The following is a 16,314-nucleotide window of genomic DNA, read 5'->3' as shown; positions in this document are numbered from 1 at the left end:
TACCGATCGCGGTGGTGTCTATAACATCGAGTTCTTGAGAGGGGTTATCCCTGAGCATGGATGGAGTAGGCAGCCCGCGATGAACCTGCGCCAGATCGAAGTCTTCCGCGCCGTCATGACGACCGGCTCCACGACCAATGCGGCGCGGCTGCTGCATGTCTCGCAGCCCGGCGTGAGCCGGCTGATCCGCCACCTGGAAACGCGGCTGGGCGTGGCGTTGTTCGAGCGGCGCAATGGCCGCCTGGTGGCCACGCCCGAGGCACACACGCTGCAATCGGCGATCGACCAGGTCTACCGCGGCGTGCAGCATGTGCAGAACGTGTCGGCCCATCTGCGCTTTGGCGACCACGCCACCTTGCGCGTGCTGTCCAGCGCCAACACCGGGCTGCAGCTGGTGCCGCGCGCCATCGCGGGGCTACTGGCGCAGTTCGCGCAATCCAAGGTGTTCTTCGAGTCGCTGCCCACGCGCGAGATCGTGCAGCTGCTGGTGGCCGAAGAAGCCGACGTGGCCATCTCCAGCGCGCCGCTCGACCACCCCGTGCTGGATGTGCGCGAGATCGGCCACTGGACGCTGATGTGCGCGGTGCCGCAAGGCCATGCGCTGGCCGGGCAAGGTGCGCTGGTGCTGGATCAGGCACTGCAGCAGCGCCTGATCGTCTACAGCCCGGAGGCACCGCAGAGCCGCGTCATCGACGCGTGGTTCGAGCAGTCGGGCCTGCCGCGCCAGGTGGCGGTGGAAGTGCGCTCGGGCTACGCAGCCTGCGCCATGGCGGCCGGCGGCGCCGGCATCGCATTCGTGGACGACCTGTCGGCGCGCGCGCACCGCCCGGAGGGCCTGGTGCTGCTGGACGTGCCGGACGCACCGCGCTTTGCCATCTACAGCGTGACCAACCTGAACCGGCCCCCGTCGCGGTTGGGCCAGCAATTCCTGCGGACCGTCGAGCAGGAACTGCGCTTGCTCACGCCGACCTGATCAACGCGCCAGCCACTCCCAGCGCGGGATCTGGTCCATCTCCAGGCCAGCGATGCGCGTCTCGCCGAAGGACTTCTCCAGCTCGATGCGGCTGGGCGACAGCGCCGCGCCCTCGGACTCCAGCGCCGCCAGTAACCGCGGCGCATGCGTGACCACGATGACCTGCGAGGACGCGGCGGCCTGCGCGATGAGCCGGCCCAGGGCGGGCAGCAGGTCCGGGTGCAGGCTGGTCTCGGGTTCGTTCAGCACCAGCAGCGCAGGCGGCCGCGGCGTGAGCAGCGCCGCCACCCACAGCAGGAAGCGCAGCGTGCCGTCGGACAGCTCGGCCAGCGCCAGCGGACGCAATAGCCCGTGCTGGTGCATCTGCAGGCCGAAGCGCTCGCCCTGGCACTGCACGCTCACGCGCGCGCCGGGGAAGGCATGGTCCACGGCAGCATCCAGCGCAGCCCCGTCCCCGATCTCGCGGATGGTCTGCCAGGCCGCGGCCAGATCGGCGCCGTCGTCGGCCAGCACCGGCGTGGTGGTGCCCAGTTGCGGCTGGCGCGCGGGCGCATCGGCATCGGAGCGAAAGTGGTCGTAGAAGCGCCAGCCGCGCATCTGCTCGCGCAGGGCCAGCATCTCGGGCGCTTCGCGCGGCTCCGCGTACTCGGTCATCATGCTGGCCCAGGCCGGCAAAGGCCGGTCCACACGCTGCCAGCCATTCGTGGCGTGGCGCGTACGCAATGCAGCACCGCGCCGCTCCACCAGAAGCGAAGCCGGCCGCAGCCAGGGCCCGTGCCAGACCGCCTCGCGTTTGACCTCGGGGTCGTGGTTGAAGGCCGTGCCGCTGCGCGGGATCGGCAGGCCGATGTCGATGGCGTAGCCGTAGCCATCCGCGTCCGCCGCGCCGAAGCCCAGCTGCAAGGACACCGGCGCGTTGCGCACGCTGCCCTGCACGGGCTGCTCGCCGCGCCGCATCGCAGCGGAAATGTTTTCGGGCCCGGCCCACAGCGTGGAGGCCAGGCCGCCCTCGCGCGCCAAGGCCCGCACCACGCCGCCCTGGGCCACGGCCGCCAGCAGCCGCAGCGCGCGGTAGACGCTGGACTTGCCGCTGCCGTTGGCGCCCGTCACCAGCGTCAGCCGCCCCAGCGGCAGCACCAGCCGGCGCAGCGAGCGGTAGTTGCCGATCGCCAGCGCCGACAGCATCAGAGCGTGACCACGGCCTCGTGGTACAGCGCCAGGTATTGCTGCGCGACCGGTTCCCAGGAGAAGTTCTGTGCCATGCCGCGGCGCATGAGCTGCTGCCACAGCGTGGGCTGGCGAAAGGCCACGACGGCGCGCTGCATGGCACGGCCCAGCGCGTCGGCCGTGGCCGGGCCGAACACGAAGCCCGTGGCGCGGTCTTGGCGCAGGTGGTCGTCGCTGGCATCGACCACGGTGTCGGCCAGCCCGCCCACGCGGCGCACGACCGGCACCGTGCCGTAGCGCAGCGCGTAGAGCTGCGTGAGGCCGCAGGGCTCGAAACGCGAGGGCACGAGCATGGCGTCGGCGCCGGCGATCATCTGGTGCGCGAAGTTCTCGTCGTAGCCCAGGCGCACGGCCACACGGCCCGGGTGCTGGGCCATGGCCTGGCGAAAGGCGTGCTCCAGCACCGCATCGCCCGAGCCCTGGACCGCGAACTGCGCGCCCTGGTGCAGCAGGTCGGGCAGTGCGTCCAGCACCAGGTCCAGGCCCTTTTGCGACGTGAGCCGGCTCACGATGGTGAACAGCGGCGCGCCGGCGTCCACCGTCAGGCCCAGTGCCTGCTGCAGCGCGGCCTTGCATTGCGCCTTGCCGCCCAGGTCGGCCGCGCTGAAGTGCGCGGCGATCTGCGCGTCGCTGGCCGGGCTCCAGACCTCGGGATCGACGCCGTTCAAGATGCCCGATACATGATTGCCGCGCGCCCGGATCACGCCGTCCAGCCCGCTGCCCAGCTCGGGCGTACGGATCTCCTGCGCATAGGTCGGGCTCACGGTGGTGATGCGCGAGGCGAACTTGAGGCCGGCCTTGATGAACGAGAACTGGCCATGGAACTCGAGCGCCGAGGGCGCCATGAAGCGCGAGGGCAGGCCCAGCAGGAAGAAGTCCGTCGGCGAGAACAGGCCATGGAAGGCCAGGTTGTGCACCGTGAACACGGTCGCCACGCTGCGCACCGGCCGCGCCGCCACATAGGCGCAGGCCAGGGCCGCATGCCAGTCGTGCGCATGCAGCACGTCGGGCTGCCAGCCAGGGTCGAGCTCGCCGGCCGCCACATGGGCGGCCACCCAGCCCAAAAGGGCGAAGCGCTGCAGGTTGTCGGCCCACTCCGCGCCATCGGCCGCGAGATACGGGTTGCCGGGCCGGTCGTACAGATACGGCGCATCGACCACGTAGACCGGCAGCGCCGGCGCCAGCATGCCGCGCAGCAGCCGCACGCGGCCGGCGCCGAACATGGGGCCCAGTTCACACACCAGGCTGGGCGTTTCGATGCCGGCCAGGATGGCAGGCAGGCCTGGCAGCAGCAACCGCACATCGGCCCCAACGGCCGCCAGGGCCTGGGGCAAGGCCCCCACCACGTCTGCCAGACCGCCCGTCTTGACCAGCGGAAAGACCTCCGCCGCGACCTGCAAGACCTTCATGCGTTGAGCTTGGCCAGCATGGGTGGCGTGACCAGCACGATGCCGCTCTCGCTGCGGTAAAAGCGCGCGGCGTCGGCCTCGGCGTCCTCGCCGATCACCATGCCGTCGGGGATCTGGCAGCCGCGGTCGATGATGGCCCGGGTCACGCGCGCACGCCGGCCGATCTGCACTTCCGGCAGCAGCACCGACCAGCTGACGCTCGCGTAGGAGTTCACGCGCACGCTGGAGAACAGCACCGAGCGCAGTACGCTGCCCGAGACGATGCAGCCGCCCGAGACCAGCGACTCCACCGCCATGCCGCGCCGGTCCTCGGCGTTGTGCACGAACTTGGCCGGCGGCAGCTGCGACTGGTAGGTCCAGATCGGCCAGCGGGTGTCGTACAGGTTCAGCTGCGGGTCGGTGGCTGTGAGGTCGATGTTGGCGTCCCAGTACGCGTCGATCGTGCCCACGTCGCGCCAGTAGGCCTCTTCACCCAGCCGCATGTTCACGCAGGACAGCTCGTACGGGTGGGCCGCCGCCTGGCCGTTCTTCACCGCGCGCGGGATGATGTCCTTGCCGAAGTCGTGCTGCGAATCCGGGTCGGCCATGTCGCGCTCGAGCTCCTTGTAGAGAAAGCGCGCGTTGAAGATGTAGATGCCCATGCTGGCCAGCGCCATGTCCGGACGGCCCGGCATGGCGGGCGGGTCGGCCGGCTTTTCCAGGAAGTCGGTGATCAGGCTGTTCTCGTCCACGGCCATCACGCCGAAGGCCGACGCTTCCTTGCGCGGCACGGCGATGCAGCCCACCGTGCAGTCGCGGCCCTTGGCCACGTGGTCAGCCAGCATGATGGCGTAGTTCATCTTGTAGATGTGGTCACCGGCCAACACGACGATGTAGTCGGCCCTGTAGCTGGCCAGGATGTCCTGGTTCTGGTAGACCGCATCGGCCGTGCCGCGGTACCAGCTCTCGTCGTCGTTGCGCTGCTGCGCAGGCATGAGGTCGACGAACTCGTTCATCTCGCTCTTGAGGAACGCCCAGCCGCGCTGCAGGTGGCGCAACAGACTGTGACTCTTGTATTGGGTGATGACACCGATGCGGCGGATACCGGAATTCAGGCAGTTGGACAACGCGAAATCGATGATGCGGAACTTGCCGCCGAAGTACACGGCCGGTTTGGCGCGCCGGTCGGTCAGGTTCATCAGGCGGCTGCCCCGGCCACCGGCCAGGACCAGCGCAATCGCGCGTTTGGGCAAATCGAGTTGCTGGGCAAGATCGTTTGAATTCATGCGTTCTGCTGCGGGCATCGCGTTGTCTCACAAAAGAAATAGGTGAGCGTCTAGGATAGTCGCACTCGCCTTGCCTGAGCACCCTGCGTGGGAGAATTTCCGCGTCCGCTGGCATGGACTCTGCTTGCCCTCCGCGGCCGGCTTGACGCCCTTCTCAAGGCGTCGTCAACCAACAAAAAAGGATTCGCCATGAGCCCCACCCCCACACGCCCCGCCCACGCCATCGCCTCCCGCGTCGAAGACCATCTGCTGCACACCGTGGGCACCGCGCCCGCCAAGGCCACCCAGACCGAGCTGATGCAAGCCGTCTCGCAGGTCGCCCGCGCCGAGCTGTCGCAGCGCTGGGTGCAGACGCAGGCCGCCGACCGCGGCGCCCGCGCGCGCCGCGTCTACTACCTCTCGATGGAGTTCCTGATCGGCCGCACGCTGTCCAACGCCCTGGCCGCGCTGGGCCAGCAGGACGGCGCCACCGAAGCCCTGGGCGCCCACGCGCAGGCCATGGAAGACGTGGCCGCCTGCGAGCCCGACGCGGCGCTCGGCAACGGCGGCCTGGGCCGGCTGGCGGCCTGTTTCCTGGACTCCATGGCCACCGTCGGCCTGCCCTCCTTCGGCTACGGCATCCGCTACGAATACGGCATGTTCGCGCAGGAGATCCGCCAGGGCGCGCAGATCGAGCACCCGGATCCCTGGCTCGAAGACGGCACGCCCTGGGAGTTCCCGCGCTGGGGCGTCACCTACCCGGTGCGCTTTGGCGGCTGGGTCGAGCATGTGGACGGCAAGGCCATCTGGCGCCCTGCCGGCGAGGTGGAGGCCAAGGCCTACGACATGGTCATCCCCGGCCACGGCACGACCAAGGTCAGCACGCTGCGGCTGTGGAAAGCGACTGCGCCCTCGCACATCGACCTGAACGCGTTCAACACCGGCGACTACCAGCGCGCCGCCACGGCCAAGAACGAGTACGAGAACATCTCCTGGGTGCTGTACCCCAACGACAGCACGCCGGCCGGCCGCGAGCTGCGCCTGAAGCAGGAATACTTCTTCGTCGCCGCCTCGGTGCAGGACCTGATCCATCGCCATCTGGGCGAGCACGGCACCCTGACCAACCTGGCCGACCGCGTCGCCATCCACCTCAACGACACGCATCCGGCCATCGGGGTGGCCGAGCTCATGCGCGTGCTGTGCGACGAGCACGGCATGGACTGGACGCCTGCCTGGGCCATCTGCCGCAATACCTTCTCTTACACCAATCACACGTTGATGCCAGAGGCGCTGGAGACCTGGCCGGTGGGCCTCATGCAGCACGTGCTGCCGCGGCACCTGGAGATCATCTTCCGCATCAACAAGGAGTTCCTGGAGTTCGCCGCTGCCTTCCGGCCGGGCGACGACGGCTTCCTCGCGCGGCTGTCGCTGATCGACGAGCAGGGCGAGCGCCGCGTGCGCATGGCGCACCTGTCCATCGTGGGCAGCCACAAGGTCAACGGCGTGTCCAAGCTGCACTCCGACCTGCTGGTGCAGACCATCTTCGCGGACTTCGCCGCGCTGTGGCCCGAGCGCTTCACCAACATGACCAACGGCATCACGCCGCGGCGCTGGCTGTCGCAGGCCAACCCGGGCCTGTCTGGCCTGCTGGACCGGCAGATCGGCCATGGCTGGCGGCGTGACCTGGACGAGCTGCACAAGCTCGCCGCGCACCGCAGCGACCCTGCCGTGCAAGCCGAGTTCATGGGCATCAAGCGCGCCAACAAGGCGCGCCTGGCCGCGCTCATCGCGCGCACGACCGGCGTGCAGGTCAGCCCCGACAGCCTGTTCGACGTGCAGGTCAAGCGCATCCACGAGTACAAGCGCCAGCTGCTCAATGTGCTGCACGTGGTCGGCCGCTACCAGGCGATCCTGGCCAACCCCAATGGGCCGGACGGGCGAGGCTGGGTGCCGCGCACGGTGATCTTCGCGGGCAAGGCCGCTTCCAGCTACCACACGGCCAAGAGCATCATCCGGCTCATCCACGACGCCGGCCGCGTGATCAACAACGACCCGCGCGTGGGCGACCTGCTCAAGCTGGTGTTCATCCCGAACTACGGCGTCTCGGTGGCCGAGACCATCATGCCCGGCGCCGACCTGTCCGAGCAGATCTCCACCGCCGGCACCGAGGCCTCGGGCACGGGCAACATGAAGCTGGCGCTCAACGGCGCGCTGACCATCGGCACCGACGACGGCGCCAACATCGAGATCCGCCAGGCCGTGGGCGACGAGAACATCTTCATCTTCGGCCTGAAGACACCGCAGGTGCAGGCCCTGCGCGCCAGCGGCTACCAGCCGATGCGCTACTACGAGAGCGAGCCGGGCCTCAAGCCCGTGCTCGACGCCATCGCCGGTGGCCAGTTCTCGCCCGACGAGCCGGGCCGCTACCGGGGCCTGGTCGACTCTCTGCTGTGGGGCGGCGACCACTACATGCTGCTGGCCGACTACACCTCCTACGTGAACACGCAGGCCGAGGTCGACGCGCTGTACCGCAAGCCCACCGAGTGGTGCGCACGTGCGATCACGAACGTGTCCGGCATGGGCGTGTTCTCCGCAGACCGTACGATCAGGGAGTACGCGCGCCAAATCTGGCGCATCGAACCCAAGCCATGACCCTGCCCTGCCCCGACGACCAGCACACGCCCTTGATCCACGACACCGACCTCTGGCTGCTGGCCGAGGGCACGCATCTGCGACCTTACGAGGTGCTGGGCGCGCACCCTGCCCGTCACCAGGGCACGGACGGCACGCGCTTCGCCGTGTGGGCGCCCAACGCGCGCCGCGTGAGCGTGGTGGGCGACTTCAATGCCTGGGACGGCAGGGCCAACCCCATGCGCCAGCGGCCCGGTGCCGGCCTGTGGGAGCTGTTCGTGCCCGGCGTGGCCGAGGGCGCGCTCTACAAGTACGAGCTGGAGGCGGCCGACGGCACGCTGCTGCCGCTCAAGGCCGACCCGTATGCGCTGGCCGCCCAGCTGCGCCCGAGCACCGCCAGCGTGGTGGCGGCGCTGCCGGATCACGTGCCTGCCAGCGAGGAGCGCCGCGCCGCCAATGCGCACGACGCGCCGGTGTCCATCTACGAAGTGCACCTGGCCAGCTGGCGGCGCAAGCCCGAGGACGGCGACCGCTGGCTCAGCTGGGACGAGCTGGCGAGCGAGTTGATTCCCTACGCGCGCGACCTGGGCTTCACGCACCTGGAGCTGCTGCCCATCAGCGAGCACCCGTTCGACGGCTCCTGGGGCTACCAGCCCATCGGCCTGTACGCGCCCACCTCACGCTTCGGCGACGCGGCGGGGTTCCGGCGCTTCGTGTCCGCCGCCCATGCCCAGGGCATCGGGGTGCTGCTGGACTGGGTGCCCGCGCATTTCCCGACCGACGCGCACGGGCTGGCGCAGTTCGACGGCACGGCGCTGTACGAGCACGCCGATCCGCGCGAAGGCTTCCACCAGGACTGGAACACGCTGATCTACAACTTCGGCCGCACCGAGGTGCGCAACTTCCTGGTCGGCAATGCGCTGTACTGGATGGAGCGCCACGGCGTGGATGGCCTGCGCGTGGACGCCGTGGCCTCCATGCTCTACCGCGACTACAGCCGCAAGCACGGCGAGTGGGTGCCCAACCGGCACGGCGGGCGCGAGAACCTGGAGGCCATCGGCTTTCTGCAGCGCATGAACGAGGTCGTGGGCGGCGCGCGGCCCGAGGCCATCACGTTGGCCGAGGAGTCCACGTCCTTCCCCGGCGTGTCGCGGCCCACGAGCAGCGGCGGGCTGGGCTTTCACTACAAGTGGAACATGGGCTGGATGCACGACACGCTGCGCTACTTCGCGCGCGACCCGATCCACCGCGTCCACCACCATGCCGAGCTGCACTTCAGCCTGGTCTACGCGTTCACCGAGCATTTCGTGCTGCCGTTCTCGCACGACGAGGTCGTGCACGGCAAGGGCTCGATGCTGCAGAAGATGCCGGGCGACCGCTGGCAGCAGTTCGCCAACCTGCGCGCCTGCTACGGCTACATGTGGGGCCACCCCGGCAAGAAGCTGCTGTTCATGGGTTGCGAGTTTGCCCAGGCCCGCGAGTGGAACCATGCGCAGAGCCTGGACTGGCATCTGCTCAAGGACCCGCTGCATGCCGGCATGCAGCAGCTCGTGCGCGACCTGAACCGCGTGCTGCGCCACTACCCTGCACTGCACCAGCGCGACAGCGAGCCCGGCGGCTTCGAATGGCTGCAAGCCGATGACGCGCGCAACTCGGTGCTGGCCTTCGCGCGCCGCGGCCGCGAGGAAGGGCAGCTCATGGTCGTCGTGTGCAACCTTACACCCCAGCTGCACGGCAGCTACCGCCTGGGCGTGCCGCGCCCGGGGCGCTACCACGAGCGGCTGAACACCGACTCCAGCTACTACGGCGGCAGCAACGCCGGCACGCCCTGGGGCGTGGCGGGCACCGAGCCCATCCCCGCGCACGGGCGCACGCATTCGGTCCTGCTGACACTGCCGCCGCTGGCCACCGTGTTCCTGGAGTGGACGGCGTGAGGAAGCCCGACGCCCATGCCTTGCACAGCGGCCAGCCCTGGCCGCTGGGGGCCAGCTTCGACGGCAAAGGCGTGAATTTCGCCGTCGTGTCCGAGCACGCGCAGGCCGTCGAGCTGTGCCTGTACGAGGACAGCGGCGCGCAGGAAATCGCGCGCATCGCCCTGCCCGGGCGCAGCGCCGACGTCTTCCACGGCTACCTGCCCGGCGCCATGCCCGGCCTGGTCTACGGCTTGCGCGCCCATGGCCCGTGGCGGCCCGACCGCGGGCACCGCTTCAACCCATTCAAGCTGCTGCTCGACCCGTACGCGCGCGAGATCGTGGGTGACTTCACGTGGCGCGACGAGCACTTCGGCGCCGACATGCGGCACCCGCTGCACATGGACCAGACCGACAACGCCGCCCATGCGCTCAAGGCCCGCGTGGTGCACGACGCGTTCGACTGGGGCGGCGACCAGCCGCCGCACACGCCGCTGGCCGACACCGTGCTCTACGAGCTGCACGTCAAGGGCTTCTCGCAGCGCAACCCTGCCGTGCCCGAAGCCTTGCGCGGCACTTATGCCGGCCTGGCGCATGCCGCGTCCATCGCGCACCTGCAGCGCCTGGGCATCACGGCCGTGAGCCTGCTGCCCGTGCACTACGCGCTGGACGAGCAGCGCCTCGTGGACCTGGGCCTGACCAACTACTGGGGCTACAACACGCTGGGCTTCTTCTGCCCGTCGCCGCGGCTGGCCCACGCAGCCGACGGCGCAGCCCAGCGCGACGAATTCCGCGCCATGGTCGCCGCACTGCATGCCGCGGGCATCGAGGTGCTGCTCGACGTGGTCTATAACCACACGGCAGAGACCGACGAGAACGGCCCCACGCTGTCGTTCCGCGGGCTGGACAACGCGCTCTACTACCGCCTGCCGCCGGAGCACAAGGCCCTGTATGAGAACCACACGGGCTGCGGCAACACCCTGGACATCCGCCAGCCGCGCGTGCTGCAGCTGGTGATGGACAGCCTGCGCTACTGGGTGGCCGACATGCATGTTGACGGTTTCCGCTTCGACCTGGCGCCTGTGCTGGGCCGTGGCGACACGGGCTTCGAGCGTGGCGGCGCGTTCTTCACGGCCGTCGCGCAAGACCCGCTGCTCTCGCGCGTGAAGATGATCGCCGAGCCCTGGGACATCGGCCCGGGCGGCTACCAGGTCGGCGGCTTCGCGCGTGGCTGGCAGGAGTGGAACGACAAGTTCCGCGATGCCATGCGCGGCTTCTGGATGCTGCCGGCCGCCGGCCAGGCCGGTGCCACCGCGCGCGGCGCATTCGCGCTGCGGCTGTGCGGCTCGTCCGACCTGTACCAGCCGCGCAACCGTGTGCCGGCCGAGTCGGTGAACTATGTGGTCTCGCACGACGGCTTCACGCTGCGCGACCTGGTCTCCTACGACCAGCGCCACAACGAGGCCAATGGCGAGAACAACCGCGACGGCCATGCCCACAACATGAGCTTCAACTGCGGCGCCGAAGGCGACAGCGACGATGCCGGCGTGCTGGCGCTGCGCGGGCGGCTGCAGCGCGTGCTGCTGGCCACGGCCCTGCTGGCCCAGGGCACGCCCATGCTGGCCGCTGGCGACGAGCTGGGCCACACCCAGGGTGGCAACAACAACCCCTACTGCCAGGACAACGCCACGACCTGGATCGATTGGGACCGCGCCGACGCCGACCTGATCGCATTCACCGCCCACGTGCTCTCGCTGCGCCGCCAGGCCCTGCCCTTCGGCAACCACTGGTACAGCGGCCTGTCGGACCCACTGGGCCTGCACGACCTCACCTGGCTGCAGGCCGACGGCACGCCGCTGCAGGGCGATGCCTGGAACGACACCGGCGAGCGCGTGCTGGGCTGCCTGGTCGGCAAACCCGGCCGCGCCAGGGCACCGCTGCTGCTGCTGGTCAACGGCGGCACGCAGGACACGGCGTTCATGCTGCCCGCTGGCGTGTGGCGCTGCGTGCTCGACACGCAGCACCCGCAAGGCCGCTCGCGCTGGTACGACCAGGGCGAGCAGGCCTACGCGCTGCCAGGGCTCAGCCTGTCGTTGCTGGCCGCCGAAGGCGCGAACATTTCCATTTCCTGATCCGAGCTCCTCTCCCCCATGCGACTCCCCCGCGCCAGCGGCATCCTGCTGCACCCCACGAGCCTGCCCGGCCCCCATGGCTCCGGCGACCTGGGCCCCTCGGCCTACCACTTCGTCGACTGGCTGCAGGGCGCCGGCCAGAAGCTCTGGCAGATCCTGCCGCTGGGCGGCGTTGGACCAGGCAACTCGCCCTACATGAGCAGCTCGGCGTTCGCGGGCAATGTGCTGCTGATCGACCTGGCCGACCTGGCCGCGCAGGGCTGGCTGGTGCCCGACGACCTGGCGCCGGACGCTGCCTTCCAGGACGCGCGCATCGACTACGGCGCCCTGATCCCCTGGCGCATGGCGCGGCTGGCACGCGCAGCCGACGCCTTCGCGGTGCATGCGAGCGCCGAGCAACGCGCCGACCACGCGGCCTTTTGCGCCGACCATGCGGCTTGGCTGGACGACTACGCGCTGTTCATGGCGCTGGCCGAAGAGCACCCCGGGCGCGACTGGGCCGACTGGCCCGCGCCATTGGCCCGCCGCGAGCCTGCGGCCCTGCGAGATGCGGCCGAGGCACATGCCGGGCGCATCGCGTTCTGGCGCTTCGGGCAGTGGTGCTTCTTCCGGCAATGGCAGCGGCTGCGCGCCTATGCCAACGCACGCGGCATCGCCATCGTGGGCGACGCGCCGATCTTCATCGCGCCGCAGAGCGCCGACGTCTGGGCGCACCAGCAGCTGTTCGAGCTGGACGCCGACGGCCGCCAGCGCGTCGTGGCCGGCGTGCCGCCCGACTATTTCAGCGCCACGGGCCAGCGCTGGGGCAACCCCCTGTACCGCTGGAGCGCCCACGCGGCCGACGGTTACGCATGGTGGACCGAGCGCGTGCGCCACACCTTCAAGATGGTGGACATCGTGCGCATCGACCATTTCCGCGGCTTCGCGGCGTACTGGGAGATCCCCGCAAGCGAACCCACGGCCGTGCAGGGCCGCTGGCTGCCCGGCCCCGGCCTGGCGCTGTTCGAGGCCATCGCCGAGGCGCTGGGGCCGCTGCCCATCATCGCGGAGGACTTGGGGCTGATCACGCCCGACGTGGACGCGCTGCGCCGCGCCACGCAGCTGCCCGGCATGCGCATCCTGCACTTCGCCTTCGACGGCAAGGCCGACAACCTGTACCTGCCGCACAACCACGAGGCGCCCACCGTGGTCTACACCGGCACGCACGACAACGACACCACGCAGGGCTGGTGGGCCACGGCGAGCGAGGCCGAGCGCAACCATGTGGGCGCCTACCTGGACCGCGCGCCCGACACGCTGGCGCCCGAGATCCACTGGACGCTGATCCGCATGGCCTGGGCCAGCGTGGCCGACACCGCCATCGCCCCGCTGCAGGACGTGCTGGGCCTGGGCACCGCGGACCGCATGAACCTGCCCGGCGAGGGCCACGGCCATTGGGCCTGGCGCTTCGGATGGGACCAGGTGCGGCCGGAGCATGCGGAGCGGTTGGCGGCGCTGACGCGGCTGTACGGGCGCGCCGCCGCCTCCGTGTCCCACTGAGCGTGCCCCGCGGGCCGGCGCGCGGCAGCCAGGCCGTGGCGGCGGCCCCCTCCATTCAGATGGCCGTGCAGGCCTTGAGCACCAGCTCCGACTGGCGCGTGCAATCCATCTTGGCCAGCAGCCCTGCGATCTGCGTGCGCACGGTGGTGATGCGCACCTTGTGGCGCTCGGCGATGTCCGCGGCGCGCTGGCCCTGCACCAACGCTGCCAGCACCCGGGCCTCGGCCAGCGTCAGCCCGAACGCCAGGGCCAGCAACTCGGGCGCGGCGGCCGGCCCAGCACCGCGCCGGCCCAGCCGCACCAGCGCCAGCCGTTCGCCCGCCAGGCTCAGCCCGTCGTCGGCGCGCACCAGTTCGAGCCGGTCCACAGCCCCCTGCATGCCCGGCAGCGCCAGGCACACCGGTGTGCGCTGGCGGGTGCTGCGCCGCAGCGCATCGAGGAGCACGTCCTGCGCGTGCGCGTCGGGATGCTGCAACCGGCCACCGCGCAGCACGAGCGCCGTATGCCGGCCCAGCCATTCCCTGGCCAGCGCCGACAGGTGCAGGACGACGCCTGACGGTGTGACCAGCAGCAAGGCTTCGCCATACGCGCTGAAGCACGCGTCCAGCGACGCCCAGGCCTGCACGGCGCAGGCCTGTCGTTCCTGCAGCGCGCGCGCCAGCGTGGCCGTGAACTGGCGCGTGGCGGCGCTCTCCACCACGGCGCGCATGCCACCGCGCGGCTGGCTGCGCTGCACGCTCAGCGCCAGTGTGCGCAGCCCATCGACGGCCGTGTGCGCCACCACCTGGCGGATCCTGTGGCGGCACAGGAAGTCCACGTAGAACACATTGCGGTCCAGCGCCGCGGCGGTCAACGCTTCGGCACTGTCGTTCCACACGCCGGCGCCACTGCCACGCGCCAGCGGCAGCAGGAAGTCATGCGCGTGGAAGTGCGCGGCATAGTCGCTGTCGGCCTGGGCGTCGCCGCCCTCGCGCTGCACCAGCAGCAACTCGCCGTCGCCTCCGAACATCAACAGCCGGGCGGAGTCGCCGCCCACGCACTGCCGAAAGCCCTCCAGCACGTCGCCCCACCGCGGGTCGGGGTCGTCCAGCGTCTGCAGGGCGTCCAGCGCGCGGCTGAGGGCAGCAGCTTGCGTCATGTCAACGGGGCTCGCGCCTCAGGGCACCACGACCGCAGGGATCGAATACTGCGTCAGCAAGGCGTTGGCGGCAACGCTGTTCAGGCGCGGGTTGTAGCTGTTCGCGGCTGTCCTGTTGCGAAAGCCGAAGTACACCTTGCCGCCCCGCTCCACGAACACGCGCTCAAAGCCGAGCCGCGCCGCCTGCCCGGGCACGCCCTGGAACGTCATCGCGCGGCCGTCGCCCAGTTGCGTGATGGTGTAGCTGCCGGTGCCGATGGCGGTGCAGTTGCGCGGCGACCCGTCGCTCCAGCGCTGCAGGCAGCTGTAGTAGCGCGCCACGTTGCCGTCGCCGAAGGCCACCCGGATCAGCTCGTTGGGCGTGTAGTAGGCCGTCTGTGGCGTGGCGCCCACGGCAGCCGAGCCGAGCGTGCCGAACGACGCCGTGCTCTGCCCGGCCCACTCATTGGGCGACGCGCTGGTGAAGGTGCTGCCGCCGACCGTCTGCGTGGCCTGGTCGAAGATGCAAGGCGTGCCGCGCATGCGTGCGACCAGCGTCTCCAGCGTATCGGCGGGGCTAAATGCCTGGTTGGCCGTCACGGCACAGGCCGGCGTGGCGCCGCCGCGCGCGTCGCCGCCGGCTGCCGTGATGGCCAGGGGCACCGTGACCTCGTTCGAACTGCGCACGTCGTAGGTGGTGGCCAGCGACACGTCGGTGGCCCAGCGGTGCAGTAGCTGCGACCCCGCCGGGAACACGGCGCCGGCCAGTGCGCTCGACGCCCCTAACCCGGCCACCGGAACACCCCAGCCCGGCCGCGCCACCGCCAGGCGATCGACCACGGCCTGCATCGACTGGCCCGAAATGTCCTGCCGCACCTGGCGTATTGCGTTGACGTTCAGGCTGCCGCACGCGTCCGAGCGGTTGACGCCGCCAGCATCGCGCGGTGTCGACTTGATGGGGCTGCCGACGGCGCAGCCTTCCCAGGCCGAACCGCTCCAGTGCAGGTCGCCCTGGCGGGCCGGGTCGTTGGTCCAGCTCGTGGTGGTCTGCACGCCGCCGACACTGCGCACACGCAGGTCGCTCGCCGTGAACATGCCGTTGGCGTCCGGCACGGCGCCGGCGGTGGTGGTCAGCAGCACGCGGTAGAACCAGTTGTCGGCATCGCCCGGATTCACGAAGTCCAGCGAGAAGGTGCCCTGGATCTGCTCGTTGGGGCCGGTGGCTGTCTGGGCGGCGGCAAGCAGTCGCTGGGCCTGCGCGTAGTCGGGCAAGGTGGCTGCCTTGAGCGGGTGGGCGGCCACAGCGGCTGTGGCCGCGGCCTGCACGGCCGCGTTGCAGCCGGCGCTGGTGGCGTCGGTGCACGTGCCGGCAGCCAGGGCCCTGGCTGCGGCGTCGGTGGCGCCTGCAGCCATCGTGGTGAGCCGGCCCGTGACCGTGTCGCGGATGGCGGCTGCCGTCATGTCCACGCCACCGCTGTCTTTCTGACCGGCCAGGGGCAGCAGGGCATCGAGCTGCATCTTCAGTGCAGCGGCCATGATGCGGCCGGCCAGCGCTGCCGTCGCGCTGCCGGCGTCCGTGCCGGCCGCGTGGCGCGCCAACGGGGACACCGAAAGACCGGACTGGCTCTGCAGCGCCGCGGTGGCCTCGGCCAGCGTGGCGCCGGTGGCACGCATCTGGTCGAAGACCATCGTGCTGTACGGGCCGACCACGTCGGTGGCACCTGCCGGCGCCCTGTAGACCACGCCATCGGCCTGCGTGACCACCACCGCGTACTTGCCGACGTCGGCGGTCGGTACGTTCAGGCTGGCACCACCATTGGCGCTGGTGGCCTGCGGCTCGCCCTGGTCGCAGGCACCGTTGCCATTGACGTCCACGCAGACCTGGGCGCCTTCCGTGACGCCGGCCCCGACCGACACGGCCACTGGCGTCGTCGTGGGGACGGGCTCGGGCGGCGTGGTCGCGTCGCCGCTGTCCCCACCGCCGCCACAGGCGGCGAGCGCAGCGATAGCCGTTGCCAGAAGACTCAGTCGAAATGCGTGTCGCATGGTGGCTCCTAAGAAACTTTGTCCGGGAATATTCCCCGGTGCGTAACTTAGGGAGCGCGCACTCCTTCGCCATCATTCATACGAAC

General features: G+C 70.3%; 10 protein-coding genes. 5 read left to right on the top strand and 5 right to left on the bottom strand.

What is annotated here, in order from left to right:
* The first annotated feature begins 79 nt into the window (after positions 1 to 79).
* Positions 80 to 973 carry a LysR family transcriptional regulator gene (locus ASF43_RS11240; RefSeq protein ID WP_056180535.1) on the top strand — a complete coding sequence of 298 codons (894 nt, stop codon included), beginning with the start codon at positions 80 to 82 and terminating at the stop codon, positions 971 to 973.
* Here the strand turns inward: ASF43_RS11240 and ASF43_RS11235 are convergent, their stop codons facing one another.
* From ASF43_RS11235 to glgC, 3 genes are read right to left on the bottom strand one after another with little or no spacing between them, the layout of a single operon-like run.
* Complete coding sequence (locus ASF43_RS11235; RefSeq protein WP_056180532.1) at positions 974 to 2,158, bottom strand: AAA family ATPase; 1,185 nt, start codon at positions 2,156 to 2,158, stop codon at positions 974 to 976. It lies immediately after the preceding gene.
* Positions 2,158 to 3,609: a glycogen synthase GlgA gene (glgA, locus tag ASF43_RS11230; RefSeq protein WP_056180529.1), complete on the bottom strand. Its 1,452-nt coding sequence runs from the start codon at positions 3,607 to 3,609 to the stop codon at positions 2,158 to 2,160. The genes ASF43_RS11235 and glgA overlap by 1 nt, the downstream gene beginning before the upstream one ends.
* Complete coding sequence (glgC, locus tag ASF43_RS11225; protein ID WP_056180527.1) at positions 3,606 to 4,874, bottom strand: glucose-1-phosphate adenylyltransferase; 1,269 nt, start codon at positions 4,872 to 4,874, stop codon at positions 3,606 to 3,608. Before glgC ends, glgA begins: the two co-directional genes overlap by 4 nt.
* 189 nt (positions 4,875 to 5,063) lie before the next feature.
* Between glgC and ASF43_RS11220 the strand changes: the two genes are divergently transcribed.
* From ASF43_RS11220 to malQ, 4 genes are read left to right on the top strand one after another with little or no spacing between them, the layout of a single operon-like run.
* Complete coding sequence (locus ASF43_RS11220; RefSeq protein WP_056180524.1) at positions 5,064 to 7,505, top strand: glycogen/starch/alpha-glucan phosphorylase; 2,442 nt, start codon at positions 5,064 to 5,066, stop codon at positions 7,503 to 7,505.
* Positions 7,502 to 9,418, top strand: coding sequence for a 1,4-alpha-glucan branching protein GlgB (glgB, locus tag ASF43_RS11215; RefSeq protein ID WP_082497788.1), 1,917 nt, complete (start codon positions 7,502 to 7,504; stop codon positions 9,416 to 9,418). Before ASF43_RS11220 ends, glgB begins: the two co-directional genes overlap by 4 nt.
* A complete protein-coding gene (gene glgX / locus ASF43_RS11210; RefSeq protein WP_235578219.1) occupies positions 9,415 to 11,526 on the top strand; it encodes a glycogen debranching protein GlgX in 2,112 nt (703 codons plus the stop codon). Before glgB ends, glgX begins: the two co-directional genes overlap by 4 nt.
* An 18-nt stretch (positions 11,527 to 11,544) precedes the next feature.
* Entirely contained in the window at positions 11,545 to 13,065 is a 1,521-nt protein-coding gene (malQ, locus tag ASF43_RS11205) for a 4-alpha-glucanotransferase (RefSeq protein WP_056180521.1), read from the top strand.
* A 55-nt stretch (positions 13,066 to 13,120) separates the two neighbouring features.
* On the opposite strand, the gene ASF43_RS11200 is transcribed toward malQ, so the two are convergent.
* Entirely contained in the window at positions 13,121 to 14,203 is a 1,083-nt protein-coding gene (locus tag ASF43_RS11200) for a helix-turn-helix transcriptional regulator (RefSeq protein WP_056180517.1), read from the bottom strand.
* A gap of 18 nt (positions 14,204 to 14,221) precedes the next feature.
* A complete protein-coding gene (locus tag ASF43_RS11195; protein WP_156373280.1) occupies positions 14,222 to 16,228 on the bottom strand; it encodes a hypothetical protein in 2,007 nt (668 codons plus the stop codon).
* Between the last annotated feature and the right edge of the window lie 86 nt (positions 16,229 to 16,314).

The organism is Pseudorhodoferax sp. Leaf267, from assembly GCF_001422405.1.
Classification (GTDB): domain Bacteria; phylum Pseudomonadota; class Gammaproteobacteria; order Burkholderiales; family Burkholderiaceae_C; genus Pseudorhodoferax.
This window is presented reverse-complemented; position numbering and strand designations above follow the sequence as displayed.

Excerpts from the sequence above, each read along its gene's own strand:
- glgA (WP_056180529.1), bottom strand. The coding sequence starts at position 3,609 with ATGAAGGTCTTGCAGGTCGCGGCGGAGGTCTTTCCGCTGGTCAAGACG.
- malQ (WP_056180521.1), top strand. The coding sequence starts at position 11,545 with ATGCGACTCCCCCGCGCCAGCGGCATCCTGCTGCACCCCACGAGCCTG.
- ASF43_RS11235 (WP_056180532.1), bottom strand. The coding sequence starts at position 2,158 with ATGCTGTCGGCGCTGGCGATCGGCAACTACCGCTCGCTGCGCCGGCTG.
- ASF43_RS11220 (WP_056180524.1), top strand. The coding sequence starts at position 5,064 with ATGAGCCCCACCCCCACACGCCCCGCCCACGCCATCGCCTCCCGCGTC.
- ASF43_RS11200 (WP_056180517.1), bottom strand. The coding sequence starts at position 14,203 with ATGACGCAAGCTGCTGCCCTCAGCCGCGCGCTGGACGCCCTGCAGACG.
- ASF43_RS11240 (WP_056180535.1), top strand. The coding sequence starts at position 80 with ATGAACCTGCGCCAGATCGAAGTCTTCCGCGCCGTCATGACGACCGGC.
- glgC (WP_056180527.1), bottom strand. The coding sequence starts at position 4,874 with ATGAATTCAAACGATCTTGCCCAGCAACTCGATTTGCCCAAACGCGCG.
- glgB (WP_082497788.1), top strand. The coding sequence starts at position 7,502 with ATGACCCTGCCCTGCCCCGACGACCAGCACACGCCCTTGATCCACGAC.
- ASF43_RS11195 (WP_156373280.1), bottom strand. The coding sequence starts at position 16,228 with ATGCGACACGCATTTCGACTGAGTCTTCTGGCAACGGCTATCGCTGCG.